Genomic DNA, 26,374 nt, shown 5'->3' on the forward strand with positions numbered 1-26,374 from the left:
TCCGCGCGAGGCGCGCGTGCGCGCCGGGCCGCGGGTCAGAGGCCGGGTGTGCCCGCGGGGGCGACCGTCGGGGCGACGGTGGCGTCGAGCAGCACGTTCTCCCCACCAGCGGCGAACGTCAGCCGGTCGGCGCCCACTGTGGCGGACCGCAGCTTCATGTTTAACGGCAGCCCGGTCACCGGCACCCGCACCGTGAGCAGTGAGCGGACGGTGTCGAGCAGGCCCGGCGGGATCACCGCCGCCAGGTCGGGGGCCAGGTCGCGCGGGGTGAAGGTGACAGCGTCCGGCGCGACGCCGATATCGGTCGTACCGGAGACGGGGTAGGCCGTGCCGAGGAGATCGACCGTTCCGCCGACCTGGATCCCCTGCCCGGCCGGGCTGATCTTCAGCTGCGAGTTCTGACTGGCCAGGTATGCGTTCAGGTCGTTGAAGGTCAGGTCGACCTCAGCGTCGACCTGGTCGACGGGCACCCGCTCGACCGCGCCGCGCAGGACGTCGGAGAGCGGGAGCCGCACCCCTGTCAGGTCGGCGTGGACGCGATCGATCCGTGTGCCGTCCTGCTCGTAGCCGCGGACCTCGAGCTGGACGTCGCGATACCGGCCGGCGACGACCTGGGTGAGGAAGGGGAAGCCACCGAGGGACACATCTGGCCGTTGCGCCAGGTTCTCGGCGTTCTGGGCCCTGGTCGCGATCTGGTCGGCGACCACGCGTGCGGCGACCCGGTCCAGCACCCCGACGACGATCAGAGCCACGACCATTGTGATCAGGAAGATGCGCAGGCCGCGCCGGCCACCGGGGCTCATCCGGGAAGCTGCCTGCCGACGAGGTACACCATGGGCGCCGCCAGCGCGATCGGGAGCAGCGCGCCGAGCAGCACCCCGGCCAGGGCGCCTCCCGGAGCGAGAACGCCACGCGAGGCAGGGCTGCCCGAGACAGGGCTGCCCGAGGCAAGGCCACCCGGAGCAAGGCCACCCGGGGCGAGGGCCCCGGCTCGTGGCTCGGAGTCCGGCGCGGACGGTGCCTCGGGCGCGGTCTGGCCCAGCAGGAGGCTCACGCACGCGGCGGCAACGGCCCCGGCGGCGGCGAGGGCGGCCGCCGGGGCCGCCCCGAGGTCCGTGAGCGAGCCGTAGAGCGAGCCCGCACCCGCACCTGCCATGGCGCCGAACGCCGCCGCGATGAGGACCACAACTCGTGTCACACCCCCGCCCACCGAGCCAGGTCCGCCGGGCGCCGCGAAACGGCCGAGGCCGGCGAGCGCGGCCAGCAGCCGGCCGGCCAGTACCGACGTCCCGGCCCCGATCAGCCCGGCGATCACCATGCTGTCGGCGGGGTTCGGGGCTCCGGCCTCCGAGCGCAGCACCAGGAATCCGGTCAGGAAGGCGGTGACGGCGACACCGCCCAGCGCGGCAGCCATGTCACCGCTGACCCGGTCCGCCGCGCGGGACGGCCGACCCTCCGCGGGCGCCGCTGCGGGCGCCGCCGCGGGGCCGGGCCGGTGTACGCGCCGCGCGAGCTGGTAAAGCACCGTCACCGCGAGGGAGACCCCGATGACGCCGGCGACCGTGCCGATCCCATTGTCGTCGTAGCCGTGACCGCCCGCTTCGCCGTCGCCGGGCCAGAGCACGGCGAGGTCACAGGCCAGCGCGCTGCCGGCGACGAGGGCGACGGTTCCCGCCGAGGCACCGAGGGAGCGCGTCCACGCCCAGCCGAGGACAATCTGCGCCGCGAGCAGCACTCCCGCCAGCGCCCAGGGACCAGCGACCGCCGCGAACGCCGCACCGGCGGCCAGCACCGCGACCGTCGCCCCGACGGACACCGCCTCAAGCCCACCCGGCAGAACCGATGGGACCGGCAGGTCCGGTTCGCCCGGCGCGACCGACGGATCCGGCAGGTCCGGTTCGGCCGGGCGTGCCGCACCGACCGGCCGGGCGACTTCCGGCGATCCGGGCGAACCGGGCTCGGGCGTGGGCACCGCACCATGCTGCCACGGTCGATCGACGAAGATTCCAGGGCCCAACGGTGGCTGCATGTGTCCGTGCGTCAGCCGGCCGCGGACGCCCGCCCCCAGCGCCGTCATCGCGACCCAGGCCGCGCCGAATCATCGAACTACTTGTCGTTCGCCGTCCCACTCGCCGCTTCAGGAGCAGAGCAGCCCCATCGACCCCGAAACGGCGAGCACGACGTCAAAGAGAGAGCGGCTCATCCCCCCGCGAACGGGGGTAACACCTCGATGAGCGCGCCTTCCCGCAGCGTGACGCTGTCGGGATCACGCCGGCCGACGGGCTCGTCGTCCACCAGGAAGGCGCACCTCGCGAGTACCGCACCGAGGCGCTCGCCCCGGCGTTCGGTGACGTCGGCCAGCGCGGTCGCGAGGGTGACGGCGTCGAGCTCCTCCTGGGCGACGCCGGCCGCGTCGCGGGCCGCGGCCCAGTACCTGACCATGATGCGTGCCACGGTTCTCCTTCACGTCAGTCCACGTCGACCGCGTCCGGTCAGTCCACGTCGACTCAATCCACGTCAACCGCGTCGTGACCGGCTCCCTTGGCCAGGGCCGGAACGACGCCACTCCCCCGCCGCTCCCCGCCGCGCGACCGGTGGCCGCAGGACTCCGGACGACGGTTCGCCCAGTATTGGGGACGTGTCACCTCCCGGGCCCCGGCCAACCCCCCGGCCAGCGTCGAGACCCGCCCCCAGGCCCTCGGCCGTCTCCCCGGCGATGCGCCCCGCGCGCGCCGACCACTCGGGACGGCCGGCCAGCAGATCGGGCAGGTGGGCGCCGATGCGGTCGAGCAGGCCCGCGGTGGCGGCGGCCTCGGCGTGGCCGAATCCCGGGACCACCCACAGCTGCCCGGTCGGGCCGGCCCCGGCGGCCAGCGCCCGCGGGTGCTCGAGCGTGAAGTACGAGTCACGGTCACCGTGCACGATCAGGACGGGCGTCGGCGCGATCCGTCCGATGAGTTCGACCGGCGAGGGCGGCACCGCCGGCCATGGCTGCGCGGCGATGCGCACGCCCAGGGCGACCCGGGCCGCGGCTCGTCCGGACGCCGTCTCGGCGAACCAGTGGATGCGGCGCATCGGCGCCGTGTCGCGGACGAACCACCGGCTCGCGGCACTGACGGCGACGACCGCGTCCGGACGGTGCCGGACCCGGTGCCCGTGCGCCGGCTCGCCGCCGGCTGCCAGCCCCGCGTGCCGGACCACCGCGGCACCACCCATGGACCACCCCATAGTGACCACTTCGCGGTAGCCGAGCCGTCGCGCCTCGCCTACCGCCGCGTCGACATCCAGGACTTCGCGGTCCCCGAAAGTGCAGGTGCCGGTCGATCTGCCGTGACCTCGCAGGTCCATCGACAGCACACTCACGTGCGTGCGCAATCCGGCTGTTACAGCACGCAGCGCGGGTCGCCCGATCGATCCGGAGAACCCGTGGACGAGAACGACGCAGACCCCGTGCGGGTCTGTCACCGCGGGAACACGATTACGCAGCTCCGTGGCCAGGATCTCAGCGTCTGCGGTGGGAAGAAGTCGGTAGACAGTAGGAGCGGAGTAGGGCACTCCGCTATCCTCCCCATGGACCGGTGCTCGTTTCATGCCCATGACGGTCGTGGAACGTGGGACACCGGAGACAAGGATCGCTGGGTCGACGCTGCCCCAACACACACCGCACCTGGAGGAGCCGTCTTGAGCGTCGTCCTTTTGCTCACCAACGCCCCCGGTCCGTCAGCCGAGTCCTTCCCGTCACTCGGCCTGCTCACGCACACGGTCCGGGTGGCACCGCTGGAGGCAAGCGCACTGCTCGACGCACCGCCGGTCGATGTGATCGTCGTCGACGGCCGCCGTGAGCTCGTGATCGCGCGAGGCCTGTGCCGGCTGCTGCGCACCACCGGGCTCACCACCCCGCTGCTCGCCCTTGTCACCGAGGGTGGGCTCGCCGCCGTGTCGGCGGACTGGGGCGTCGACGACGTGGTCCTCGACACCGCGGGTCCCGCCGAGGTCGAGGCGCGGCTGCGCCTGGCCATCGGGCGGGTCGCCGCCGCCGGCGGTACGGCCGAGGCCGGGGTCATCCGGTCCGGCGACCTGTCGGTCGACGAGACCACCTACTCCGCCAAGCTGCGTGGACGTCCGCTCGAGCTCACGTTCAAGGAGTTCGAGCTGCTCAAGTACCTCGCGCAGCACCCGGGGCGGGTCTTCACCCGCGCGCAGCTCCTGCAGGAGGTCTGGGGCTACGACTACTACGGCGGCACCCGCACGGTTGACGTGCACGTCCGCCGGCTGCGGGCGAAGCTCGGGCCCGAGCACGAGGCGATGATCGGAACCGTCCGCCACGTTGGCTACAAGTTCGTGGCGCCGCCGATCTCGCCGCTGCCCGAGTCCGGTGCCAACCGTATGGACCGGGACGACATCCGCACCCCCGAGCGCGTCTGACCTCACCACTGGCGCTACCCGCTCCACAGGCGCCGCTTGCTCCACAGGCACGGGGCTCGCGCCAGCACCACCGCGCGCGTTCCGAAAGGGTCCGGCGGTCGTCGGTGACGACGACCGCCGGACCCTTTCGGCGTTTCCGGCGTCTTCCGCCACCATCGCCCTGCGCCACGGCGCCTTCCGCCACCGGTCACGGACAGCCATGGTCGGCGTCCGTTGACGCCTGACGTAACCTCGTGGTCACGTGCAGACTCAGGCTCCGCCGCGACCGGGCGGGACACAGGTCCCGCCGCCACCGCCCCCCGCCGGCGCTCGTCACATTGACACCGGTACCGGGAAGATCGACGTTCTGGGAAACGTCCTCGTGCCGGGCGAATGTCGGCCCGGACGCACTAACGTCGACTGGTGACCTCGCTGAGCTGGCTCCGCGCGCTCGATGTGGCCGACATCGCCGCCATCACCGACCTGCTGGCCGCGGCCGAGCGGGCCGACGGCAACGGCGGCGTCTCCGAGGACGTCCGCCTCGCCCTCCGCCCCGGCCCGGTCGGTGGCGGCGTGGAGCACCTGGTCGCCCGCGCCGGCTCGGCTGTCGTCGGCTACGCGGCGCTCGGCGGCACGGCCACGGAGCGGCAGGCTGAGCTGGTTGTCCATCCCGACCACCGCCGCAGGGGAGTCGGCACCGCGCTCGTCCACGCCCTCTTCGCGACGACGTCACCGGTCTCGTTGAACATCTGGGCACACGGGAACACACCGGCCGCGGCCGCGCTGGCCGCGCGCAACGGGTTCGACCGGGAGCGGGTGCTCCTGCATCTGCGCCGGCCCCTGGMTTCGGCCCGCCCCGGTGATCCGGATGATCTGCCAAGGCCCATCATCCCGGCCGACGTGACGATCCGGGCCTTCGAAGTGGGCGTGGACGAGGAGGCCTGGCTCGCCGTCAACGCCGAGGCCTTCGCCGACCACCCCGAGCAGGGCCGCTGGACGCTGGACGACCTGCGTGCGCGGGAGGGTGAGTCCTGGTTCGACCCGGCCGGCTTCTTCCTCGCCGAACGGAACGGCGCCCTGCTCGGCTTCCACTGGACCAAGGTGCACCCGCAGGACCCGGTACCCGAGCACCCAGCCGCGCCGGACCAGCCGGCCGGGCAACCAGGGCCGATCGGTGAGGTCTACGTCGTAGGAGTGGCCTCGGCGGCGGCGGGCACCGGGCTGGGCGCGGCGTTGACGATCGTGGGTCTGCGGCACCTGCGCGACATCGGCCTGGCCTCGGTGATGCTCTACGTGGACGAGGACAACGCGCGCGCCGTCCGTCTCTACACCCGGCTCGGGTTCCGCCGGCACGCCGCCGACGTCTCCTACCGGCACCCGGCGCGCGGCTAGGCCCGGTGCCGTGGATGGACGCAGCGGCGGGTCCGCTCGGGGGCCGGGCAGCTCAGGCCCCGCGGCGCGACACCGCTCCCGGCCACCGTTCCATGCCACGCGCGCCGCTCGCCCGCGTGCCGTTCGGACGCGCAGCATTGGAGCGCGTGCCGTTCGGGACGGCGACCGAGCCGTGGTCGACGTCGATCACGGTCGTCAGATTGGTCACGTCGAGCAGCCGGTAGGTGTTCTCGTTCAGGTTTCGCAGAATCAGGCGCCCGCCCGCGGACCGCTGCCGCTGGTGCGCGTAGAGGATCACGGCAAGCCCCTGCGAGTCCAGGAACGAGACCTGCTCGAGATCGACGACGATCTCACGAACTCCGGCGATTCGGGCGTCGAGCAACGCCTCCCGCAGCGGTTCCAGTGACGAGTAGTCGATCTCGCCAACCGGGTGCACCACGACAGCGTCCCGACCTGTCACTTCCACACGCACGCTGGGGACCATGGCTCCGCTGTCGGCCGAAACGACGGTGCGGGGCGGGAAGCACGGCCGGCCTGCCTCCCGCGGCGCGACGCGCTCCTGACAAGCGCGATAGTCCAGCTACTACCCCTCCGCTATCGGGCTCACACCCGCGCGTCCGTCACGTTTTCATCCGTCCGCGTCTTCGCCGTGGGCGGGCGTGGGAGCGGCCACAGCGATCTCCCCCGGCCTGCGCTGACACCCGATGGCGTAGAACAGCTACCTGAAGCAATCTGGTTTACGTGGAGCAACCGACCGGCGGAATTTGCGTCTCTCTGTGGTCCTGTTTCACGGTGGTCCTGTTTCACGCGGGACGGCCCACCGCGGCCACCTCCACCGATCTCCGCCGCCGATCCGTCGAGGAAAGGCGGATGCCGGGTAAAGCTCCCCGGCCCGCGGGGTGTAATGGCCGAAATTCACATGAGAGCGTCGTCCCGTGAACAGCGATCGAGCAATCCCTCGGCCGCGGACAGGAGTAACGATGCCCCGATCCACCCCCAGCCCCATCACGGCCCCGGCCGCGGCCGTCCCGGGCGCCGCGGCCCCGACCACCGGGCCGCGCGACGCTCACTCCGGGTCACCCTCGGATCCGGCGATCTCCCCGACCGGCACCACGACGGCCCCGACCGACGTCCCGACGTTCCCGAGTGACACCAGGATCTTCGTCGGCCGGGTCGACGGGACCGCCGTCACCGTCACCGTGACGCCCGGTTCGGGGGGCCGTCCGGAGAGTGGGCCCACGGGCGGGTCCCGGGGCGCTCACGTCAATAGCGACAACGAGATCATGGACGACGAGGACACGGAAGGCGAGGAGGAGGAGGAGGAGGTGACCGTGCGGCTGCGGATCGAACCGCCGGAACCGGGCCGTGCCGCCTTCGTCGACCTCGAGCCGGACGAGATCCTCCGCATAGTCGATCACCTGATGACGATCGTCTCCACGCGGCCGGCCGCGTTCCGGGCCGCACCCGAGCCGGCCGGGGGCGCCTCACGGCTCACGGTCGTGGCGACCGAGGGCACGACGGCCGGAGGCCTGCGCCAGGCGCTGGCCTCCGTGCCGGCCGAGGCCCGGTTGCAGGACTTCGTCACCGACACCGAGGTCGTCCTCGTCTTCGGCCAGCACCGGCAGCGGCCCTGAAGACGCTGGTACCGGCGGCGGTCCAGAAGCCGCCGATGCCCGCGGCGGGACACCACTGCCGGGCCACTGCCTGCCAGCGGAGAACAGCCAGGTCGGTCAGCCCCCGGGGACGCCGGCCCGCCGCGTGTCCAGATCGGCGCGGTCGGCGACCCAGTACGGGCCCTCGTCCTCCACCACGTCAGCCATGATCACATAGTGGTGGCCCTGATGGCCGGTCGGAAGCAGGCAGGTCATCCCCTCGGCGCGGCACCCGGGGGCCGTGATGGTCCTCGGGGCGGACCACGACAGCCAGACCTCCTCGTTCCCCCATCCCTGCAGTACCGCCATGTGGTTGTCCGGGTGGCCCTGCTGAAGCGCGCAGGTCACCTCGCTGGGCACCTCGTACGCGGCTCCTGGCACATCGTCGAGCCGTATCGCTATCTCTTCGGGCACGCGCTGCCAGGCACCGCAGCTGCCCTCCTCCGTGATCATCTCGTCGCCGTTCCCTCCGCTGTCCGCCGGCAGCCCCATCGCCACCGGTTCGATCGGGCGTACTGGGGCACTCTTCGTGTCCACATCGCCACAAGCGCGATCGACGCACCGATATAAGCACGGACCGTCGCGAGGTCTCCCAGCAGGGCGGAAACATCCCGTTCATGGGTCCGCGCGCCTTTCATCACGTTCCGCATTCCGACGATCCTCCACCTTCACCCAAAAACAGGAGAATTCCCACTAAGGACATCCGAATCGGTCATCCGGACCGGAGGTCGGGGTCGAGCCTCCGGACCACGGGTACCTCAGGCGACGGCCGTCACGCGCGCGACCGGCGGCCTCGCGGTCGCGGTCTGCCTGTATCACTCCAGCACTGGTATCGCCCGCTACACCGAACGCGACCAGGCACAACCCAGGGACGGGCGGAAACGCTCAGACCACAGATATTCCGAGCGCGGCGGCCATCGGCCCGGCGAGACTCGCCAGGTCCGACGAGTCCACCTCGGCTCCAGCCAGGCCATCGGCTCCCACCACGCCGTCGAAACGACATCCCCGCAGCTGAGCCGCCGCGATCTGCGTACCAGTGAAGATCGCGGAGCTGAGATCACAGTCCTCGAACCGCACGTGGTCGAGCCGTGTGTCCGTCATATCCAGCCCGGAGAGGTCGCAGTTCACGAACCGCGCCCGGCGCAGCAGGCAGGCCCGCAGCGCGAGCCCGTCCGCCCGTACCTGGTCGAACACCACGTCGTTGAGCTCCCCGCGGATCCACACCGTGCCGGACACCCGGCCGCCGGTGACCCGGACCCGCGTCGCGCCGCCCCCGTCGAGCACGATGCCGGCCAGGACGGCCTGATCGGCGACGACGTCGCGCAGCCGCAGGCCCGTGACCCGCCCGCCCAGGACACGGGCGCCGGCCAGGACGATCGACTCCACCGTCGTCCCGGTCAGGCCACCGGCGTCCGGGTCGAGTTCGCTGACGGCCGCGGCCAGGTCGTCGACGGTTCCACGGACGACCCGGCGGCCACCTCCCGCGGACGCGGCGGCACTCCCGGGCTGGTCGTCGATGGCCGGAGGGAGCGGCTGCCAGAGGTCGGTCCTGCGTCGCGGCGGCATGTGCGGAGTCTGCCGCGCCGCGTTCGGCCGGCGAACCGGGCCCGTGCCGGGCGGTCAGCCGCGGATGGCGTCCACGAGCGAGATCAGCGCCAGTGCCGTGAACGCGACCGCGGCGATCCGCGTGATCACCTTTACCGACAGGACACGAAGCAGCCCACGACCGCCGACGATGGCCAGACCCGCGACGGTCCACAGCGCGAGGACCGCGCCGAGCCACACCGCCACCGGCGCGGAGAACCGGGCGGCGAGGTTCGCCGTCGAGAACTGTGTGAGGTCACCGAGTTCCGCGACGAACACGACCGCGAAGGACGTCGCCGCGACCCGCGGGAACGTGGACCGCGACGGGTCCGCGCTCGCCGGGCGCGCCGAACTCGGCTCCGCAGCGGGAACCGGGCCGGACGCATGCCCGGTGCCAGCACCGCCAGCCGCACCACCAGCCGCACCGGCACCGCCCGCCGGCTCCGCGACCACGGTGGCAGCCCTCGGCGCGGGCAGCGCCTCGGCCGGGCTGGGCTCGGACTCGTCCGTGGTCTCCTCGCGTCCCTCCCGGAGCACCAGCACCGCGCCGAGCGCGAACAGCACCGCCGCGACCGCGTCGACGAGCCGCCCGGGCAGCAGCGAGATCGCGCTGCCGGCGGCGACCGCCACTGTCACGTGGATCGCGAAGGCGGCCGCGACACCCGTCCAGACGTAGAGGGGACGGTAGCGGCTGCCCAGCACGAGGCTCGCCACCATCGTCTTGTCAGGCAGTTCCGCCAGGAAGATCACACCGAAGGTGACAAGTACGGCGGTGAGGCTCACGGCTCGGATCCCTCTCATTGGAGCCGGGCCGGGACGGGAGCCGCCTTCGACCCGGCATGACAGCCAGATCGAAGGTCTCGCCCACCTGACGGAGGTCAGGCCCGACGGCCGGGCCCGAACAGGTCGGGCCAGTATGTCGACGCGCCGGACCGTGCGGCTCCCCGGCGGCCCGACGACCGCGGCGCATCCGCCGCGCACGGAGCGCGGTGACACGGGCGCGGCGATCGGACACGGCCGGTGGCCACACGGCGGGGCTACTCCCCTTCAGCTCCGAAGCTACCCCCAACAACGCCCTGACGGAACCCACGGCGATCCCGTCTCAGGACGACAGTCAGGCCACGCATCGGGGACAGACGACGGAGAGCCAACCATYCATCACAGATAAGTGCCATTAACATCACCCAAGGTGACCGCCGATCCAGGTCGACCTCTTACCGAGCCGACGCGGTTCCTCACCACGCCCGCGCCGACCGCCGTGCTGGTGGCGCCCGCCCGGCAGGCCGGAGGCCCACGCCCGGTGATCAACGCCACCGGCATTCTCCTGCACGACGGCCTCGGCCGCGCGCCGCTGTCCCCGGCGGCCCGCACCGCGCTCGACGCCGCGGCCGGGACCTGCGACGTCGAGGTCGACCTGGTCACGGGTCGCCGCGGCCGGCGCGGCCGCACGGCGATGACCGCGCTGGCCGCGGCCGTGCCAATGGCCCGTTCCGTGCACGTGGTCAACAACAATGCGGCCGCGCTCATCCTGTCGGCCGCGGCGCTCGCGGGCCGCCGGGAGATAGTCATCAGCCGCGGCGAGCTCATCGAGACAGCCGACGGGCTCCGCCTGCCCGAGCTGCTGACGTCGACCGGAGCCCGGCTGCGCGAGGTTGGGGCCACAAATCGGACCACACTCGGCGACTACGCCGACGCCATCGGGCCAGGCACCGGTTTCGTACTTCGGGTACATCCGCCCAGCTACCGGGTCGTCGGGCTGACGACGGCCCCGGCGCTCGCCGATCTCGCCGAGCTGTGCGCCGGCCGCGGTGTGCCACTCGTCGGCGATCCCGGATCCGGACTGCTGCACCCCGAGCCCGCCCTGCCCGACGAACCGGACGCCTCGACCTGGCTGAGCTGCGGGGTCAGCCTGGTCACCACCTGCGGCGACAAGCTTCTCGGCGGGCCGCAGTGCGGCCTCGTCCTGGGCCGCGCGGACCTGGTCGACCGGCTGCGCCGGCATCCGCTCGCCCGCGCCCTGCGGGTGGGCAAACTGACGTTGGCCGCGTTGGAGGCCACGCTGGGCACCGGGGACAACCCCGTCCGCAGGTCGCTGCGCGCCGAGCCCGCCGAGCTGCGGCACCGGGCCGAGCGGCTGGCGTCCTGGCTGCGGCAGTCCGGGGTCCCTGCCTCCGCCGTGACCAGCCGGGCGGTCGTCGGCTCGGACGGCATCGACGACACCGCCCGGGCCGGGGCCGCCGTGCGCCGCGGCGCCGTCGGAACCGGAGCGGGCCACGGCGGCCACACGGTCTACGGGTCGGGGCCGGACGTGTGGGAGAGCGGCCTGCCGAGTGCGGCCGTCGCGCTGGACGCGGCCCTGGCCGCCTTCCTGCGCCGCGGCCGCCCGTCCGTCCTCGGACGGGTCGAGCAGGGCTGCTGCCTGCTGGATCTGCGGTCGGTTCCACCGGACCTGGACCCCGTCCTCGCCGCGACGGTGCTCGCCGCCGCGGCCGAGTCGGGTACCGCCACCGCCGGCGACCTCCACGCGCTCTCCGCGGACACGCCCGCCTCCACCGTTCCTTCGGCGGCCACCGGCTGGACGGATCCGGCACGCCGGGAGGATCCGGCGGGCTGGGAAGGGCCGACGGGCTGGGAAGGGCCGGGCGCCGACGCCGGGTCCGACGTCGACGCGGTCACCTTGCAGTGAGCGAACCGGCGTGAGCGTGGCCCGGTGACCCTCGGCCCGGTCAGCGAGGGCTCGGTAAGCCGTGGCCCCGTCAGCCGAGACTCGGTCGGCCGCGGCGCGGTCAGACGTGGCGCCAGCTGGGCCGGCGGATTCGTCATCGTCACCCACGGCCTGGTGCACCTGCTGGTCTGGCCGGGCGCACCGCTCGGGACGGCCGGCGTGGGCGGCGGCAAGCGCCTGCGCTGGAACGGCGACTCGTGGTCGTGGCAGCCGGGGTGGCTGCCGGCCGTCGTGGTCCACTCCGTCGGGGGGGCGCTGCTCGCGGGCGCGGTCCTCGGTTGTGTGCTGGGCGGGCTCGCGCTGCTCGGGCTGCCCGGCGTCCGCCGCTTCCCGCTGCTGACCAGCGCGGTCGGGGCCATCTGCTCGCTGCTGCTGTTCGCCCTCGTCTGGCCCGGCCTCGAACCGGACGCGGCCGAGTTCACCGCCGGGCCGGTGCTCAGCGGAGTCCTGCTGGCCGGGGCGGGCGTCGCCGCGCTGCTACGCCGACGAGCCCGCCGCTCCTCCGGCGACGCACCCGCCACCAGCCCGCCCGCCGGCAGCCCGCCCGCCGGGCATCCGACGCCTGGCGGACGTCCGACACCCGCCACCGGCAGGTGAGGCCGTCAGGAGACCTCGCGGCGCAGGGTGCGGACGAAGCCGGCCACCAGCGGCACCAGGACCCACAGCGCAGACGAGACGGCCATCTGGCCGAGATGGCCGTCGAACCGCGCCTCCTGCATCCAGGTCACCGACTGCGCGCTGTCCAGCCACGGACTCAGCTTCCGCAGCACTCCGAACGAGAAGACGACGCCCCACAGGGTCGGGATGAGGTAGACGCTCACGATCGCGGCCGCGCTCGAGCCGAACAGCGCCGCGAAACCCATCGCCGAGACCGTCCCGACCACCGAGGCGAGCACGAGCCCCAGGACGAGCAGGCCCCACGGGCGGTCGGCGACGACCGAGCGGCCCAGCCCCCACTCGGCGACCGCCATCCCGCCCAGCCCGATCACGAAGGTCGCGACGACCGCGAGCAGGGCCAGGATCACGCCGACCGGCAGCAGCACGCCGAACCCGACCGAGCCGAGGCCTAGATAGACCGATGCCCACTGGTCGACGTCGTCCGGGAGCAGGAGCGGGACCAGCTGGCACAGGACGGACACGGCGGTGGCGACGGCCAGCAGCCATCGCGTGGCGCGGGTGCCCAGGCACTTGTCCCACTCCACCCGCACCAGCCGGGCGAACGGGATCGGGACGGCGGCCGGCCGCGGTGCCACCGCGCCGGGGCCACCGGTTCTCGTGGCGGTGACGGTCATCGGGCCACCTCGGTCCGGGCAGCGGTGCCGGCGGCGGAGCCGGCAACGGAGCCGGCGGCACCGCTGCCGCTGCCGGTGCCGGTGCCGGTGCCGGTGCCGGTGCCGGTGCCGGCGGGCGTATCCGTGGGGAGGGAGGCGGTGAGCGAGAAGAAGAGGTCCTCGAGGGTTCCGTGGTCCGCCGGGCGCAGCTCGGTCACGAGCACGCCGGCGCCGACGGCGGCCCGGGCGACGTCCGCCGCGGTCGTGCCGGACGAGACGTCCACCAGCAGGGCCCCGTCCGGATTCGGCGTGAACGGGATCGCCGCCCGGGACAGTGCCGCCGCCAGCGCGGCCCGGTCCGGCGCGCCGACGATCAGCCCGGCGGGGGCGAGCAGCTCGTCCAGCCGCCCGCGCGCCACCACCGCGCCCGCGGCGATGACCACGAGCCGGTCGACGGTCGCCTGCACCTCGCCGAGCAGATGACTCGACAGCAGCACCGTCCCGCCGCGCGCGGCGAACTCCCGCAGCAGCCGGCGCATCCAGGCGATGCCCTCCGGGTCGAGGCCGTTCGCCGGCTCGTCCAGGATGAGGACGTACGGGTCGCCGATCAGCGCCTGGGCGAAGCCGAGCCGCTGGCGCATCCCCAGCGAGTAGGTGCCCGAGCGGCGGCCGGCCGCCGGGCCGGCGAGACCGACCAGGTCGAGCATCTCCTCGACCCGCCGGCGGGGTACGCCGGCCATGTCCGCGGCCGTCCGCAGGATCGCCCGGCCGCTGCGACCGCGGTGGGTCGCGGACGCGTCCAGCAGCGTGCCGACCGCGCGGGAGGCGTTGGGCAGCGCGGCGAACGGATGTCCGTCGACGGTGGCCTGGCCGGCGTCCGACCTGGTCAGGCCGGTGATCATGCGCAGTGTGGTGGACTTGCCGGAGCCGTTCGGGCCGAGGAAGCCCGGCACCGTCCCCGGTTCGCAGGTGAAGGAGACGTCCCGTACGACGGTGGACGCCCCGTAACGTCTGGTCAGCGACTCGACACGAATCGTGGCGATGATCGTGCCGGCCGACGCCCGTCGCGGGCATCGGCCGAACGGCGACTCCGCATCGACGACCGGCTCTGTCTCCGCTCCGGCCAGCGACGGTCGGCCGTGGCCGGAAGGTGATCCGCGCCGGCGGCCGAAGACAGCCCTCAGACAGCCCTCAGGTCAGGGAGAGCGCCGAGAGCTCGCGGTTGAGGTTGGCGCGGGCGGCCGGCTCCCAGTGCCTGCGGGCCCAGGAGGTCGCGTAGATCTCCCCGTCCAGCAGATGCCGCAGGATGGCGCCGCGTCCGGAGGCCCAGGTGCCGCCACCGACCCAGGCGTACTCCAGGCGCACCCGGCGGACATACCGGTCGTAGGCGGGCGCGGGACGCGCGAGCACCCGCAGGTCGGCGTCGTTGACGAACGCCTCGTCGGCGGACACCGCCCGGTGCCCCGCCGTGGCCTCGACCAGGCGGCACACGTCGGCGATCGCCTCGGCCTGGCAGCCGAGACGGGTCAGGACGCCGGCGGCGAGCTCGGCGGAGCGCTGTTCGTTGTCCCTCGCCCGGGAGTCGTAGACGACGTCGTGGAAGTGCACGGCGAGGAGGCAGACCGGTAGCCGCACCTCGGCGGCCTCGGCACGGTCGGCGGCGATCAGCAGGTGGAAGGCGGCGGTCGTCTCCGCCACGTGCCGCAGGGTGTGGTAGTGCCGACCAGGTTCCTGGTACCTCCGGACAAGGTCCACGAACGCGGCGACCCGTTCCCCCGGGTCCGCCGTCGCGCCGACCGCGACCAGCGCGCCGTCGAACGCCCTGGCCAGCGGTGAGCGTGGGGCAGGGGCGGTCACGGCCGCGGGCACGGGCACGGGCACACCGGGCACCGCGGCCACCGCCATCGCGGCGCCAACACCGAACTCAGCCTCCATGCGGCCTCCCGGTTCCTCGCATCCCGGTCGGGTCATCCTCGATCGTGAACGCTGTGTGGTCCGTCCGCAGCCGATTACATAGATCTACCGATCACACCTTTGGCCTATGGGTAGCCCAGTGCACAGTGCCGCAGTCGAACACGCGCGCGAAGGTGGGCGTGTGGCCGTCCAGATAACGATCGACAGCCAGACGTACACCCTGCGTGACGATGTCGATCCCGAGGAACTACGGCGGCGGGCCCCATCCGCCACCGCCCGGTGTGCGCAGGGTGACGACCGACCCGGCAGGGAGCTGCCGGGTCGCCTTCGGCGGGAGCGGAACACCGTCAACATCGTTGTGCCCGACCGCGCCGGGCCCACCGCCCGCCACCCCACCGGGCGCGTGCCGCCGCCGGTCGGTCAGGACGGACAGCGTCGCCGGCTCCAGCACCCGCACCGAGCGCACGAGGCCGTCCCCGCCCGGATGCCTGCCGGGCCCACCCGTGCCGTCGGCCAGCTCGTAGCGCTCCACCCGCATCGGGTATTCCAACTCGAGCGCCTCGATCGGGGTGTTCAGCGTGTTCGTCATCCCCACGTGCACCCCGGAGGGGCCACGGCCGCGGGCGGACGCGCCCTGCCCCCCGCCCAGCGTCTCGTAGTACGTCCAGGTCGCGCCGCCGATCACCAGATTGTTCATCGTCCCCTGCCCGGGCGCCGCCAGGACGTCCGACCCGGCGCCGACCGCCAGCCGCAGAGCCGCCAGCACCGTGTCGGCGATGCGCTGCGATGTCTCCACGTTGCCCGCCACGACGGCGGACGGGCGTTGCGCGTCGACCAGCGAACCGGGCTCGGTCACCACGGTCAGCGGGGCGTAGGTGCCGTCGCCGGTCGGGACGTCGTCGGGCAGCAGCACCCGCAGCGCGAAGCAGCACGCGGAGCGGGTCACGGCGCGCGGGCAGTTGACGTTGCCGCGCACCGCCGGTGACGTGCCGGTGAAGTCGACGGTGATGCCGTCGCCCTCGATGGTCACCGCGACCCGCAGCGCTATGTCCCGGTCGTCGACGCCGTCGCCCTCGAGCTCGCTCTCCACCCGGTGGACGCCGTCGGGCAGCCGCGCGATCACCGCCCGGCTGCGCCGCTCGCCGTAGCGGAGTACCTCGGCGAACGACTCCAGGACGAGCCCGGTGCCGTGCCGGCGCGCGAGCTCAACCAGCCGGGTGGCGGCCAGCCCGTTCGCCGCCGCCTGCGCGCGCAGGTCACCGCGGCGCAGGTCGGGCGTCCGCGAGTTCGCGCAGATGAGGTCGAGCAGGTCCTCCTCCCAGCGCCCCGCCCGGACGAGTCGGACCGGCGGGATGATCAGGCCCTCGGCGAAGATCTCGGTGGAGTCCGCGGGCATCGACCCGGGACGCATCCCGCCCATGTCGGAGTGGTGCGCCCGGGTGGCCGCGTAGCCGACCACCTCGCCGTCGAACGCGAGCGGGGAGATCAGCGTGACGTCGGGCAGGTGGTTCCCGCCGGAGAACGGGTCGTTGAGCACCCACACGTCACCAGGCAGCGGCCCGCGCTCGGCGACCACCCGGACCGACTCGTACATGGCGCCCAGGTGCACCGGCACGTGGGCGGCCTGAGCGATCATCCGGGCGTCCACGTCGAAGATCGCCGCCGAGCAGTCGCGCCGCTCCTTGATGTTGGACGAGTACGCGCTCCGGACGAGCAGCGTCCCCATCTCCTCGGCGATGCCGCCCAGCGCACTGGACACCACCGACAGCGTCACCGCATCCATGCCACATCCATGCCACCAGCGTGGCAGCCCGCCGGCCGCCGCCGTGCCGGGACGGGCCCGCCGACGACTCTGCCCAACGGACGATTCCGGGCATTTACCTTAATTGGTAAATATCGGGCGAAAACTCTATACCAAACGATATCAGGAGAATTGCCCGTCCATCCGAGTTTATATTGCGTTTATCTAGACCAACGGACGGATAAGTGGTTCAGTACGCGATTGTGAAGGGATCGGGGGATCTCGAGAGCCCGCAAGCGGAGCGAGACCCGCCGATCATCTCCGATAGCGGCGTACAGGGAGTCACGCAATGAGCGAGTACGACTATTCGGTTGCCATTCTCGGCAGCGGCATCGCCGGCTCGACCCTGGCCAACATCCTCGCCCGCCACGGTCACAGTGTGGTACTCATCGACAGTGGAACACACCCGCGATTCGCACTCGGGGAATCGACGATCGGCGAGACGACCTATCTGCTGAAACTGCTCGCGCAACGTTTCGACGTCCCGGAACTCGGCCATGTCAGCAGCTTCGAGGGCGTCCGGAAGCACGTCTCGTCCGCGTGCGGCGTGAAACGCAATTTCGGCTTCGTCTACCACCGGGAGGGGGAGGTCCAGGACCCGGAGGAGGTCACGCAGTGCAGTGTCTCGGAGTTCCCGAACGGCCCTGAGATGCACATGCACCGCCAGGACATCGACTCCTACCTCTTCTACTCCGCGGTGCGCCACGGCGCCCACCCGCGGCAGCGGACCTTCGTCGACCATGTAGAGATCACCGACGACGCGGCCACCCTGACGACGCGGGCCGGCGAGCGGATCCGGGTCCGCTACGTCGTCGACGCCTCCGGGCGGAACTCGGTGCTGGCCAACCAGTACGGCCTGCGCGAGGACCCCTGCCGGTTCAGGACACACTCGCGGACGCTGTTCACCCACATGGTCGGGGTCACCCCGTTCGACGAGGTGACCCGGCCCAGCGGACAGCCGTCGCCGTGGCACCAGGGGACGCTGCACCACATCTTCGACGGCGGGTGGCTCTGGGTGATCCCGTTCGACAACCACCAGAGCGCCACCAACCCGCTGTGCAGCGTCGGCCTCAACCTCGACACCCGCCGCTTCCCGAAGCAGCCCGGCGTCACCGCCGACGAGGAGTGGCAGACCTACCTGGACCGTTTCCCCAGCGTGGCGCGCCAGTTCGCCGCCGCCCGGCCCACCTGGGACTGGGTGTCCACCGGGCGCACCCAGTACTCCAGCACCCGGACGGTGGGTGACCGCTGGACCATGATGAGCCACGCCGCCGGCGCCATCGACGCATTGTTCTCCCGCGGCATGGCGAACACCATGCAGGTCATCTACGCCTTCGCGCCCATGCTCATGGACGCCCTCACCGACGGCGACCTCTCGGCCGAGCGCTTCGCCTCCATCGACCAGCTCAACCAGACGATCCTTGACGTGAACGACCGGCTGGTGGCCAGCTCGTACACGTCCTTCCGGGACTTCGACCTGTGGCGGGCCTGGTCCAAGGTGTGGTTCATGGCCTGGAACCTGGGCATCTCGCGGATCGTCGGCACCTACTTCGGCTTCCTCGAGCGGGGCGACCCGGCGCTGTTCGACCGGCTCTTCGACGCCCCCTTCCCCGGTACCTTCTGCCCGGACCTGCCCGAGTTCCAGGACCTGTTCCGCCGGCTCGGCGGTGTGATGGACGAGGTGGACCAGGGCCAGGCGACACCCACCGAGGCGGTCGGACGCCTCGCGGACCTGCTCGGCACCGCCGCCTTCCTGCCCGAGCCGCTGCGCCTGGGCGACGTCCTGCGCAGGTGGCACGATGGCTCGTTCGACGCGCAGCGCCAGATGTACGAGTGGGGCCGCTCGGCATCGCCGCGGCTGCTGCGCCGCTGGTACGACTACGACCTCGACGTGCTCCTGGCCCGCAGCGGCGGCGTTCCGCAACCCGTCACCTTCTGAACCAGCCATTCCGCCGTACCGCCGAGCGCGTCGCCTGCTCGGCGCTTCGGCGCTACGGCGCTACGGCGCTACGTGACGCAGTGGCGTGACAGGACTACGGAGCTGCGATTCCGCGGTTCCACGGAACCGCGGCTGGGCGGCTCCGCGGAACCGCGGCGGCTCCGCGGCTCGGCTACCGCGGGAGGGCATGCTCGGCTACCGCGGGAGGGCATGGCGGAGCCGCGAGCGCGGGGCGTGGACGCGAGCCACCAGCGCGTAATGTGACTCAAAGTAGTCGACGGAGACGGCCAGCGGATACGAAAGAAGTCGCTCGGCGACGGTTCCACCGCGTCATAAATCGACCCTTCTTTCACCGCCGAAGAGGTCATCCTCCACCATTCCGCGCGCTACGGAACCCGACGGAACGCAGGTCGACCAGCTGGAGGATCCGGGGCCTCCGACCACGTGCCGCAGAGCCATCCGACGACGCAGCCGCCGGCGGAATACCAGGACCGTGCGGTATGCGTTCCGTGTAACCAGAAATGCCAGCCATTCACTTTATCGGCACATTGGCGACTCGATATGAGCCGGACCTGGGTGGGCAGGCCTTCGCTCGGAGCGGTGCCACAGGCCTGCAATCCCGACCGGCCATTGTCGCGGCGCGGAAGGCACCGCGGACTCCGATTCCCGGAAGCCGGGACCATCGCCGCAGACCAGGGCCCTTGGTCCCTCAATAGAAGAACAATGTCCAGACGACACCACCGCGCACCACCCGCCCCTACACCGGACCTCCCGGCACCTGCCCCGAGGCCCGAGCCGCACCCCAACCCGATCCCATCCCGGCACCGGACAGAAGCGTGGCGACCGAGTGACACCATGGACTCTCTCAGTCGCCACACTTCAGATCCCACGCCCGCTCGGGGCTCGGACGCCCCGCTCCGCGGCCCGTGGGTGGGCGGAAAGGTGACCGAAACAGCCGAAAACGTGACACGGCGCTTTACGCCACCGGTACGGTTACCTAATTCAGCCATCCACGGCTTGGCCGTCATCCACCACGGGCGCGGGTCCAGCGACCCGGCGCACGCGACCGGTCCCCGCCGCGGCACACCCGGAAGGAGCCAGATGTCGAGTCTTCTCGACGATCCCACCAGGCGGGTTCACCCCGGCTGCCCCCGTGACCCGGGCCGCCGTGTCATGCCCGGCGGGTCGCTCGGCCGCGAGTGGGGGGTGGCCTGAGATGGCGACGCCCGCGATCGGTCAGCCGGCGCCCGACTTCACCCTGCCCGGCCTGACGCTGACCGGTGAGGAGGCCACCCGGTCCGAGTTCGCCCTCTCCGGGGAGCGGGGCCACCCGGTCGTCCTCGCCTTCTACCCGGGTGACAACACTCCGGTCTGCACGAAGCAGATGTGTTCCTACGCCGCCGGCATCGAGGTGTTCCGTGACCTCGGAGCCCTGGTCTGGGGAATCAGCCCGCAGGACCTCGACAGCCACGAAGCCTTCGCCCGTTCGTATTCTCTCAGCTTTCCCCTGCTCGCGGACGACGACCGCACGGTCGTCAAGCAGTATGGCATCTCCCTGCCAGGACTCGGACTACGCCGGTCGGTGTTCCTCGTGGATGCGAACGGCATACTACGCTGGAAGCAGGTCGGGCTGATCGGTGTGACCTACTCCGATGTGGAGACGATCGCCAAGCAGCTCGCTCAGCTCTGAGCACACGTTCCGCCCTGAGCACACGTTCCGCTCTGAACGCGTGCTCGGCGTGGCCCGTGGCATCGCGGGCGGCTCCCGGTTGTGGGCCGTAGGACCGGAGGGCCGTCCACGGAACGATGGTGGATCGCCTGCCACGTGGGGGCTTCGGGGCGGTGTGGCGGGGCCGAGACCACCGCGGCCACGGGACGAATCGGCCGGGTCGCGTGCCCGTCCCGCCGGCGCCGCCTGCTCCTGGGGCTCGACACCTGTCTTGACCTGCGGTTATACGAATTCAGGTAGACAATCCCACGGACCTCTCAATTTATGCACTCGCGACACTCTAATTGCCTGGTCAGCCGATCACCGTGCGAAGTGCTCCACCAATGCACGGGTCAGATCTGCCCGAATCCTGGTGAGATGACCCTGACAGGCACCTGCGAGTTGGCATTGCCGGGAGAGAGGGCCGCCACGACATGGCGCTCGACGACCCGGAGAGTGCCCCCATTTTCAGGTGGGGCGAAATGCGGATAAGGCTCGGGGCCTGGTGGTTTGCACGAGCGGACCGATCCGCCAACGACGAAGGCAGTGACCTGGCTGCCCTGGAAGAAGTTGATGATCACGTGGGAGGCGACATGAACAGCGTCGACGTTGCGCTGAAGGAATCGCTGGAGATCGAGGGGGCGACCGGGGTCGCCCTCGTCGACTTCACGAGTGGGATGACGCTCGGCAAGCTGAGCAACATCCATAACTTCGACCTGGAGATCGCGGCCGCCGGGAACACCGAGGTCGTCCGGGCGAAGATCCGCACGATGGAGAGCCTCGGCCTGCAGGACACCATCGAGGACATCCTCATCACCCTCGGTCGGCAGTACCACCTGATCAGGCTTCTGAGCAGCCACACTGGGCGCGGCCTGTTCCTGTATCTGGTGCTGGACAAGAGCCGCGCGAATCTGGCGATGGCCCGCCACCGGTTGCGCACCATCGAGTCACGCCTCGACATGTGACGTCCGCCAGCTCGTGGTCGGCCGCCGCCGGCACGGTCCGCCCGGGACGGCGCTCCCGCGGCGGGGCCGAACCACGAGCGCGCCGGTGCCGGCCCCAACGACGCTGACCGGCACCGTTCCCGATGACGCCGCCCGACAACGGTTCCTGACAACGGTTCCCGACAACGCCGCCCGGCACCCGCCGGATCGTGTCGGCTACGAAGCCACCCCGGCTCCAGCACTGGACGATCAGGCGCACCGCGCCCGGCACCGTGATCACCACCGGTGCACACCACCTCGACGGCACCGACGCCCAAGCCGGCGAACGGAACCGTCGGCCCGCGCGACCGGGCGGGCCATACGTGGCCGCGCACCGCCCGCGCCCACGCGATCTCCGCCGTCTCCTCGACTGCCTCTGCGCCCCCGTCTCCTCCGCGCGTTCCACTCCCTCTGCGCCCGCGGGCTCCTTCGTCTCCCCCAGGCCGGGATGCCGCGGCCGAGCGTCTGCTCCCCCGCATACACGTCGATCGCCCCCGCCGGCCGCCGGGACCGGCTCCGCCGGGCGCCCCCGTACTGGTATCGGCGCCCCGAGGCCGCGCCGGGACGATTCCGCGTCCCGGGACCGGGCCCGGTGCCGGTGCCCGCCGAGACGTACCGCGTGACCGGGGTCTTCAGTCCGGTGGCGGCATCCGACGGCCCGCCCGCGTCCCGGTACCGGATGGCACGGTGACCCGCCCGCCCGATGACCCGGCACGTTCGGGCGCGGCGCATTTCCGCCCACCGGGTTACGGTCGTGGCTCCGACCTGCTTCGCCGGGCCTGACTGGCCGGGCAACGGCTTTCGCGGGTGCGTACGCGAGCAGTCGGACGTCCGCCGCCTCGACGGGCGTTGTGCCCTTGACGATGACCTAAGACGGGCCCAAAGGTCCAGTTCGATGTGAGACCGCGGTAGCCGGCGGGTACGTGAAAATCGCATCTCGCTTCGGTAAACGGGCTGGTGGCGACATAGTTGACCGGAAAAAGATCTCGGCCAGCCGGTTAAGTAGCTCTCATCGAAGAATTTTTCCAAGAACTAGATAAGGCGCCTCCTTAGACTTAGGGGAGCGGTACGGCATCGCGACTCCACCACCCACCAGGCGAACGTAGATCAACACCGGAAGGGTGAATATGAGCATTCCGCGGCGTCAGGCGATCAAGATCGGTGCCTATCTGCTGAAGCAGAAAATCGCACGTCGAGACAAGTTCCCGATCACGCTCGAGCTGGAACCGCTGTTCGCGTGCAACCTCTCCTGCGAGGGCTGCGGCAAGATCCAGCACCCCGCGGACGTCCTCAAGCAGCGCATGCCGGTCGAGCAGGCGCTCGCCGCCGTCGACGAGTGCGGCGCGCCCGTCGTGTGTCTGGCGGGTGGCGAGCCGCTGATGCACCCACAGATCGAGCAGATCGTGGAAGGCCTGGTCAAGCGCAAGAAGTTCATCTACCTCTGCACAAACGCGGTGCTGCTCCCGCGCAAGATCGACAAGCTGAAGCCCTCGCCGTACCTGTCGCTCGCGGTGCACATCGACGGRCTCGAGGACCGCCACGACGAGTCCGTGGCGAAGAAGGGCGTCTTCGCCCAGGCCGTCGACGCGATCAAGGACGCGCAGGACCGCGGATTCCGGGTGACGACGAACACCACGTTCTTCAACACCGACACCCCGCAAACCGTCATCGAGGTGCTGGACTTCCTGAACAACGACCTCAATGTCGACGGCATGATGCTCTCGCCGGCCTACGCCTACGAGAAGGCCCCTGAGCAGGACAAGTTCCTGGGCGTCAAGGAGACTCAGGAGCTTTTCCGCAAGGCGTTCGCCGACGGCCGGCGCAAGCGCTGGCGCATCCAGCACTCGCCGCTGTTCCTCGACTTCCTCGAGGGCAAGGTCGACTTCCCCTGCACCGCGTGGGGAATTCCGTCGTACTCCCTCTACGGCTGGCAGAAGCCGTGCTATCTGATGGGTGACGGATACGCCTCGAGCTACCAGGAGCTTCTCGACACCACCGACTGGGAGTCGTACGGCCGCGGCCGCGACCCCCGCTGCGAGAACTGCATGGCCCACTGCGGCTACGAGCCGACGGCCATCGCCGCCACGCTGACCTCGCTGCGGGAGTCCATCCGCGCGACGCGCTGAGACACTCGGCGAGCGGATGCGGAAGATGATCTCGGTGACGGCGGTCGCGTCCTCCGGCCGGAGGGCGACGACCGCCGCGCCGAGGTCCTCCACGCTGCTCCGGCTCGCCGGTTCCAGCGGCCGTCACGCCACCTTCGGAAACTGTTTCTTGAGGCGGTCGATCAGGGTCACGGTGGCCTCCTCCGAACGAGCCATCGCTCCCCACCCCTCGATGAACAGGCCGTCGTAGCTGAGGCCGACCCAGYGGCCGGTGAGCCGGTCACCGTGCGGGTGCAGCGAGAGGAACAGCGTGCCCTTCGACCGCACCGGGCCGTCGACCGCCACGTACCACCCCATGACGATCTCGTTGTCGAAGACGCGCAGCTCGCCCGACCAGAGGTAGCCGCCCTCCTCCAGGGCCAGCCCGCGCGAGACCGCCTCGATRCGGAGGACCTCGCCGGCCTGCTCCACGCTGACCTCCTGCGAGGAGCGGATCTCCTTGCCGTCCCGGAAGGTCTGCCAGGACGTCCACCACCGCCCCGACAGGTCGATCCGGCTCGGTGCCGGGGGCCCGGCCGCTCCGGACCGGGGCGCGGGAACGGCCGACGCACCCGACGATGCCGACGCGCCCGACGATGCCGGTGCATCGGACAGTGCTGGCACGGCCGGCAGGGCCGCGGCCGCCGCCGGCCCGACCGCGACGGCGCCGCCCCCGACGATGAGCTGTCGGCGATCCGTGATGTCCACCTCCTCCGGGACTCCCCGCCAGATGACGCCCGCCTGACCGCCCTTGTCCTCCAGCCACGCGTGACGGCGCAGCTCGACGAGCGCGCCGCCGGCGTTCAGCTCCGCGTCGATCGCGGCCACGAGCGACTGCGACGGCACGCCCAGCAGGCCGCGCTCGGCCTTCGAGAGGTAACTCGGTTGGTAACGCACCCGGTTGGCCAGCTGGGCCTGGCTGAGCCCGGCGGCCTTCCTGCGCTGGACGATTGCGCCCAACAACTTGGCGAGACAGGGTTGTATGTGCTTCACATCGTCTACCCGGGGTCCTCGGTTCTGGTTCGTCGCCGACCGATTCCAGCTGGTCTGACTGTTGTCACACCCACGCGGGCGAGGCGCCGGCCGCCAGGGCCGCCACAATTCGTCCGCTGATCTCCCGTGCTGATCGTGCCATACCGGACCGGCCCGTTGACCGTGCCGCATTCGACGCGCCGGTGGCTCTGTGTCCCTTCCTCCGCATGCCTGCAGTATGACGCCACTCACACCCTCGCCTGATCGCCCGTCATGGTGGACCGTTGGTCGAAGGGAGAGGGGACGCCATCCAGCAGGAACACCGCCCGGACCGGAGCGATACATGACAAAGGGGCGCCGACTCGTCGAGGCCGACCTCGTCGAGGCCGACAGAGTGGCATTAGATTCATTTAAAGAAGTTAAATTCATTTTCCGCAGAGCGAGGCCGGCGTGACGACACCGAGCCCCCTGCACCCCCCGTCCGAGGAGAGCTGGCGGCGCGTCGAGCACGCCGTGCGCGGGAAGTGGGCGGCACCCAGCGCCTACGCCGTCGTGCTCGTCGACGACGCCGGATCCCCGACCTCCGTCGTCGGGACGTTCCCCGGCCCGATGTCAGCCGAGATGTACGGGCGGATCGTCGGCGCCGACTTCCGCGTCGTACGGGTGGACCCGGCCGATCCGGGGATCTGACCGCGCGGGCCGCCGGCCCGCGAACACGAACGCCGGCTGGAATCGCGAACCCGGGGTTCCACGGGCCCGAAATGCTGATGCCCGAAGCCGGTTCCGGCTTCGGGCATCAGCATTCGGGAACCAGGGATCAGTACGGTCCGCCAGCGGCCAGAAGCGGCGTCGACCGCCGGCGGGCGCGGATCAGACGGGGCGACGGATCAGCGGAAGGCCGGCAGAACCTCGCGCTCGAACAGGCGCAGGCTGTCCCACGCCGACTCGGGCGGCATTCCCCCGCACAGCGGGTGGAGCTGGGTGAACGCGAATGACGCGGCCTTCTGCTCGGCCACGAGCCGCTCGGGCGTCAGCACCCGGTACTGCCCGGTCGTGCGCAGATGGTCGGCATCGACAGCCGTGCGGTACGGAGAGGCCGCGTTGTTCTGGGCCTGCCAGACGCCGTAGGCGTTCGTCTCGTGGAGGAAGAACGGCGACATTCGCTTCCAGCCCTCGTCGGCGTCCTCAGCGAGCGCGGTGACCTGGTTAGGGCCGATCGGGCTCGGTCCGGGATCGGGCCGGCCGAGCTTCTGGACCTCGTCGCGGTAGAACTCCCAGACCTCCGGCACCGAGGGGACGAAGCCGTCGGCGATGCGCGCCGCGCGACGGGCGGCCGGCTCGCTGCTGCCACCGAGCGAGATCTGCGGGCCGCCGGGGCGGAAGGGACCGGGGGTGAGGTGGACCGTCCGGCCGCGGTATTCGAACGGCTCGCCGGAGAACGCGGCCTTGAGGGTCGTCACGGTCTCGGTCACCCGGCGCCCGCGTTCGGACATCGGGATGTCGAACATGGCGAACTCCTCGCGGACGTACCCGCCCGCGACGATCAGGTCGACGCGACCCTTGCTGATGTTGTCGAGGAAGATCAGGTCCTCGGCGAGGCGCAGCGGGTCGTGAAACGGTGCGATGAGCGCCGCGATACGGAAGCGCACCTTGGTGGTGCGGGCGGCCATCGCCGCGAGCATCGGGATCGGGCTGGGAAGGTAGCCGTCCGGCGAGCCGTGGTGCTCCGAGACCGCGATGGTCACGCAGCCCAGCTGGTCAGCCCACTCGGCCATGTCGAGGGCCGCCGCGTAACGGTCGGCCATGGTCGTACCGGCGAGGTCCGGATTACGGAAGTCGAAGCGTAAGGCGAACAGCACGGCCGGAGAGTAACAGGAATCAGATC

General features: G+C 71.4%; 24 protein-coding genes. 10 read left to right on the plus strand and 14 right to left on the minus strand.

Going from position 1 to position 26,374, the window contains the following annotated elements; all coding sequences use genetic code 11:
* Positions 1 to 35 precede the first annotated feature (35 nt).
* The 4 genes from BBK14_RS29915 to BBK14_RS29930 all read right to left on the minus strand — a co-directional run bounded on the left by BBK14_RS29915 (position 36) and on the right by BBK14_RS29930 (position 3,597).
* Positions 36 to 803 (minus strand): LmeA family phospholipid-binding protein, encoded by a 768-nt coding sequence (locus BBK14_RS29915; RefSeq protein WP_071066509.1) that lies wholly within the window; start codon positions 801 to 803, stop codon positions 36 to 38.
* Entirely contained in the window at positions 800 to 1,972 is a 1,173-nt protein-coding gene (locus tag BBK14_RS29920; RefSeq protein WP_241831957.1) for a hypothetical protein, read from the minus strand. The genes BBK14_RS29915 and BBK14_RS29920 overlap by 4 nt, the downstream gene beginning before the upstream one ends.
* A 227-nt stretch (positions 1,973 to 2,199) precedes the next feature.
* Positions 2,200 to 2,454 carry a MoaD/ThiS family protein gene (locus BBK14_RS29925; protein WP_071066511.1) on the minus strand — a complete coding sequence of 85 codons (255 nt, stop codon included), beginning with the start codon at positions 2,452 to 2,454 and terminating at the stop codon, positions 2,200 to 2,202.
* Between the two features lie 63 nt (positions 2,455 to 2,517).
* Positions 2,518 to 3,597: an alpha/beta hydrolase gene (locus BBK14_RS29930; RefSeq protein ID WP_338045520.1), complete on the minus strand. Its 1,080-nt coding sequence runs from the start codon at positions 3,595 to 3,597 to the stop codon at positions 2,518 to 2,520.
* 84 nt (positions 3,598 to 3,681) lie between these two features.
* Here BBK14_RS29930 and BBK14_RS29935 point away from each other — a divergent pair, with 84 nt between their 5' ends.
* A complete protein-coding gene (locus BBK14_RS29935; RefSeq protein ID WP_020463598.1) occupies positions 3,682 to 4,425 on the plus strand; it encodes a response regulator transcription factor in 744 nt (247 codons plus the stop codon).
* A 402-nt stretch (positions 4,426 to 4,827) separates the two neighbouring features.
* On the plus strand, positions 4,828 to 5,796 hold the full coding sequence (mshD, locus tag BBK14_RS29940; protein ID WP_071066512.1) for a mycothiol synthase: 969 nt from the start codon (positions 4,828 to 4,830) through the stop codon (positions 5,794 to 5,796).
* Positions 5,797 to 5,848: 52 nt separating this feature from the next.
* Here mshD and BBK14_RS29945 read toward each other — a convergent pair whose 3' ends face one another.
* Positions 5,849 to 6,280, minus strand: a complete 432-nt coding sequence (locus tag BBK14_RS29945) for an STAS domain-containing protein (protein WP_071066513.1) — start codon at positions 6,278 to 6,280, stop codon at positions 5,849 to 5,851.
* A 496-nt stretch (positions 6,281 to 6,776) separates the two neighbouring features.
* On the opposite strand from BBK14_RS29945, the gene BBK14_RS29950 reads away from it, so the two are divergent.
* Entirely contained in the window at positions 6,777 to 7,430 is a 654-nt protein-coding gene (locus BBK14_RS29950; protein ID WP_071066514.1) for a hypothetical protein, read from the plus strand.
* Between the two features lie 96 nt (positions 7,431 to 7,526).
* Here BBK14_RS29950 and BBK14_RS29955 read toward each other — a convergent pair whose 3' ends face one another.
* From BBK14_RS29955 to BBK14_RS29965, 3 genes are all read right to left on the minus strand, one after another.
* Positions 7,527 to 7,940: a hypothetical protein gene (locus BBK14_RS29955; protein ID WP_235014147.1), complete on the minus strand. Its 414-nt coding sequence runs from the start codon at positions 7,938 to 7,940 to the stop codon at positions 7,527 to 7,529.
* Positions 7,941 to 8,333: 393 nt separating this feature from the next.
* The gene (locus BBK14_RS29960; protein ID WP_241831959.1) at positions 8,334 to 9,014 is read right to left on the minus strand and encodes a pentapeptide repeat-containing protein; all 681 of its coding nucleotides are present in this window, start codon (positions 9,012 to 9,014) and stop codon (positions 8,334 to 8,336) included.
* Positions 9,015 to 9,068: 54 nt separating this feature from the next.
* Complete coding sequence (locus BBK14_RS29965; RefSeq protein WP_071066515.1) at positions 9,069 to 9,815, minus strand: TMEM165/GDT1 family protein; 747 nt, start codon at positions 9,813 to 9,815, stop codon at positions 9,069 to 9,071.
* Between the two features lie 406 nt (positions 9,816 to 10,221).
* On the opposite strand from BBK14_RS29965, the gene selA reads away from it, so the two are divergent.
* Together selA and BBK14_RS29975 are read left to right on the plus strand one after the other, a co-directional pair.
* A complete protein-coding gene (gene selA / locus BBK14_RS29970; protein WP_083391342.1) occupies positions 10,222 to 11,718 on the plus strand; it encodes an L-seryl-tRNA(Sec) selenium transferase in 1,497 nt (498 codons plus the stop codon).
* A gap of 24 nt (positions 11,719 to 11,742) precedes the next feature.
* Positions 11,743 to 12,354: a hypothetical protein gene (locus BBK14_RS29975; RefSeq protein WP_071066516.1), complete on the plus strand. Its 612-nt coding sequence runs from the start codon at positions 11,743 to 11,745 to the stop codon at positions 12,352 to 12,354.
* 5 nt (positions 12,355 to 12,359) lie between these two features.
* Here the strand turns inward: BBK14_RS29975 and BBK14_RS29980 are convergent, their stop codons facing one another.
* The 4 genes from BBK14_RS29980 to BBK14_RS29995 all read right to left on the minus strand — a co-directional run bounded on the left by BBK14_RS29980 (position 12,360) and on the right by BBK14_RS29995 (position 16,725).
* The gene (locus BBK14_RS29980; RefSeq protein WP_071066517.1) at positions 12,360 to 13,049 is read right to left on the minus strand and encodes an ABC transporter permease; all 690 of its coding nucleotides are present in this window, start codon (positions 13,047 to 13,049) and stop codon (positions 12,360 to 12,362) included.
* Entirely contained in the window at positions 13,046 to 14,074 is a 1,029-nt protein-coding gene (locus BBK14_RS29985; protein ID WP_338045524.1) for an ABC transporter ATP-binding protein, read from the minus strand. Before BBK14_RS29985 ends, BBK14_RS29980 begins: the two co-directional genes overlap by 4 nt.
* Positions 14,075 to 14,219: 145 nt before the next feature.
* On the minus strand, positions 14,220 to 14,963 hold the full coding sequence (locus BBK14_RS29990) for an HD domain-containing protein (protein ID WP_071066518.1): 744 nt from the start codon (positions 14,961 to 14,963) through the stop codon (positions 14,220 to 14,222).
* Between the two features lie 226 nt (positions 14,964 to 15,189).
* Positions 15,190 to 16,725, minus strand: coding sequence for a hydantoinase B/oxoprolinase family protein (locus BBK14_RS29995; protein WP_071066519.1), 1,536 nt, complete (start codon positions 16,723 to 16,725; stop codon positions 15,190 to 15,192).
* 307 nt (positions 16,726 to 17,032) lie between these two features.
* Between BBK14_RS29995 and BBK14_RS30000 the strand changes: the two genes are divergently transcribed.
* The 4 genes from BBK14_RS30000 (at position 17,033) to hpnH (ending at position 23,499) form a co-directional block, all read left to right on the plus strand.
* Positions 17,033 to 18,682 (plus strand): NAD(P)/FAD-dependent oxidoreductase, encoded by a 1,650-nt coding sequence (locus tag BBK14_RS30000; RefSeq protein WP_071066520.1) that lies wholly within the window; start codon positions 17,033 to 17,035, stop codon positions 18,680 to 18,682.
* Positions 18,683 to 19,898: 1,216 nt separating this feature from the next.
* Positions 19,899 to 20,372 carry a peroxiredoxin gene (locus BBK14_RS30005; RefSeq protein WP_071066521.1) on the plus strand — a complete coding sequence of 158 codons (474 nt, stop codon included), beginning with the start codon at positions 19,899 to 19,901 and terminating at the stop codon, positions 20,370 to 20,372.
* Positions 20,373 to 20,983: 611 nt separating this feature from the next.
* Complete coding sequence (locus BBK14_RS30010) at positions 20,984 to 21,355, plus strand: hypothetical protein (protein ID WP_020463613.1); 372 nt, start codon at positions 20,984 to 20,986, stop codon at positions 21,353 to 21,355.
* 1,145 nt (positions 21,356 to 22,500) lie between these two features.
* Positions 22,501 to 23,499 (plus strand): adenosyl-hopene transferase HpnH, encoded by a 999-nt coding sequence (gene hpnH / locus BBK14_RS30015; protein WP_020463614.1) that lies wholly within the window; start codon positions 22,501 to 22,503, stop codon positions 23,497 to 23,499.
* Between the two features lie 123 nt (positions 23,500 to 23,622).
* On the opposite strand, the gene BBK14_RS30020 is transcribed toward hpnH, so the two are convergent.
* On the minus strand, positions 23,623 to 24,477 hold the full coding sequence (locus BBK14_RS30020; RefSeq protein ID WP_241831961.1) for a helix-turn-helix domain-containing protein: 855 nt from the start codon (positions 24,475 to 24,477) through the stop codon (positions 23,623 to 23,625).
* A gap of 462 nt (positions 24,478 to 24,939) precedes the next feature.
* Between BBK14_RS30020 and BBK14_RS30025 the strand changes: the two genes are divergently transcribed.
* Positions 24,940 to 25,179, plus strand: coding sequence for a hypothetical protein (locus BBK14_RS30025; RefSeq protein WP_071066523.1), 240 nt, complete (start codon positions 24,940 to 24,942; stop codon positions 25,177 to 25,179).
* Between the two features lie 197 nt (positions 25,180 to 25,376).
* Here the strand turns inward: BBK14_RS30025 and BBK14_RS30030 are convergent, their stop codons facing one another.
* Positions 25,377 to 26,348, minus strand: a complete 972-nt coding sequence (locus tag BBK14_RS30030) for an LLM class flavin-dependent oxidoreductase (protein WP_071066524.1) — start codon at positions 26,346 to 26,348, stop codon at positions 25,377 to 25,379.
* Positions 26,349 to 26,374: the final 26 nt, after the last annotated feature.

It is taken from the genome of Parafrankia soli, from assembly GCF_001854695.1.
Classification (GTDB): Bacteria; Actinomycetota; Actinomycetes; order Frankiales; family Frankiaceae; genus Parafrankia; species Parafrankia soli.

What these genes read in the sequence shown, in the direction of transcription:
- BBK14_RS29915 (WP_071066509.1), bottom strand. Translation starts at nt 803, where the DNA reads ATGAGCCCCGGTGGCCGGCGCGGCCTGCGCATCTTCCTGATCACAATG.
- BBK14_RS29930 (WP_338045520.1), bottom strand. Translation starts at nt 3,597, where the DNA reads ATGGGCATGAAACGAGCACCGGTCCATGGGGAGGATAGCGGAGTGCCC.
- BBK14_RS29945 (WP_071066513.1), bottom strand. Translation starts at nt 6,280, where the DNA reads ATGGTCCCCAGCGTGCGTGTGGAAGTGACAGGTCGGGACGCTGTCGTG.
- BBK14_RS29950 (WP_071066514.1), top strand. Translation starts at nt 6,777, where the DNA reads ATGCCCCGATCCACCCCCAGCCCCATCACGGCCCCGGCCGCGGCCGTC.
- BBK14_RS29955 (WP_235014147.1), bottom strand. Translation starts at nt 7,940, where the DNA reads ATGGGGCTGCCGGCGGACAGCGGAGGGAACGGCGACGAGATGATCACG.
- BBK14_RS29960 (WP_241831959.1), bottom strand. Translation starts at nt 9,014, where the DNA reads ATGCCGCCGCGACGCAGGACCGACCTCTGGCAGCCGCTCCCTCCGGCC.
- BBK14_RS29980 (WP_071066517.1), bottom strand. Translation starts at nt 13,049, where the DNA reads ATGACCGTCACCGCCACGAGAACCGGTGGCCCCGGCGCGGTGGCACCG.
- BBK14_RS29990 (WP_071066518.1), bottom strand. Translation starts at nt 14,963, where the DNA reads ATGGAGGCTGAGTTCGGTGTTGGCGCCGCGATGGCGGTGGCCGCGGTG.
- BBK14_RS29995 (WP_071066519.1), bottom strand. Translation starts at nt 16,725, where the DNA reads ATGGATGCGGTGACGCTGTCGGTGGTGTCCAGTGCGCTGGGCGGCATC.
- BBK14_RS30000 (WP_071066520.1), top strand. Translation starts at nt 17,033, where the DNA reads ATGAGCGAGTACGACTATTCGGTTGCCATTCTCGGCAGCGGCATCGCC.
- BBK14_RS30005 (WP_071066521.1), top strand. Translation starts at nt 19,899, where the DNA reads ATGGCGACGCCCGCGATCGGTCAGCCGGCGCCCGACTTCACCCTGCCC.
- BBK14_RS30010 (WP_020463613.1), top strand. Translation starts at nt 20,984, where the DNA reads ATGAACAGCGTCGACGTTGCGCTGAAGGAATCGCTGGAGATCGAGGGG.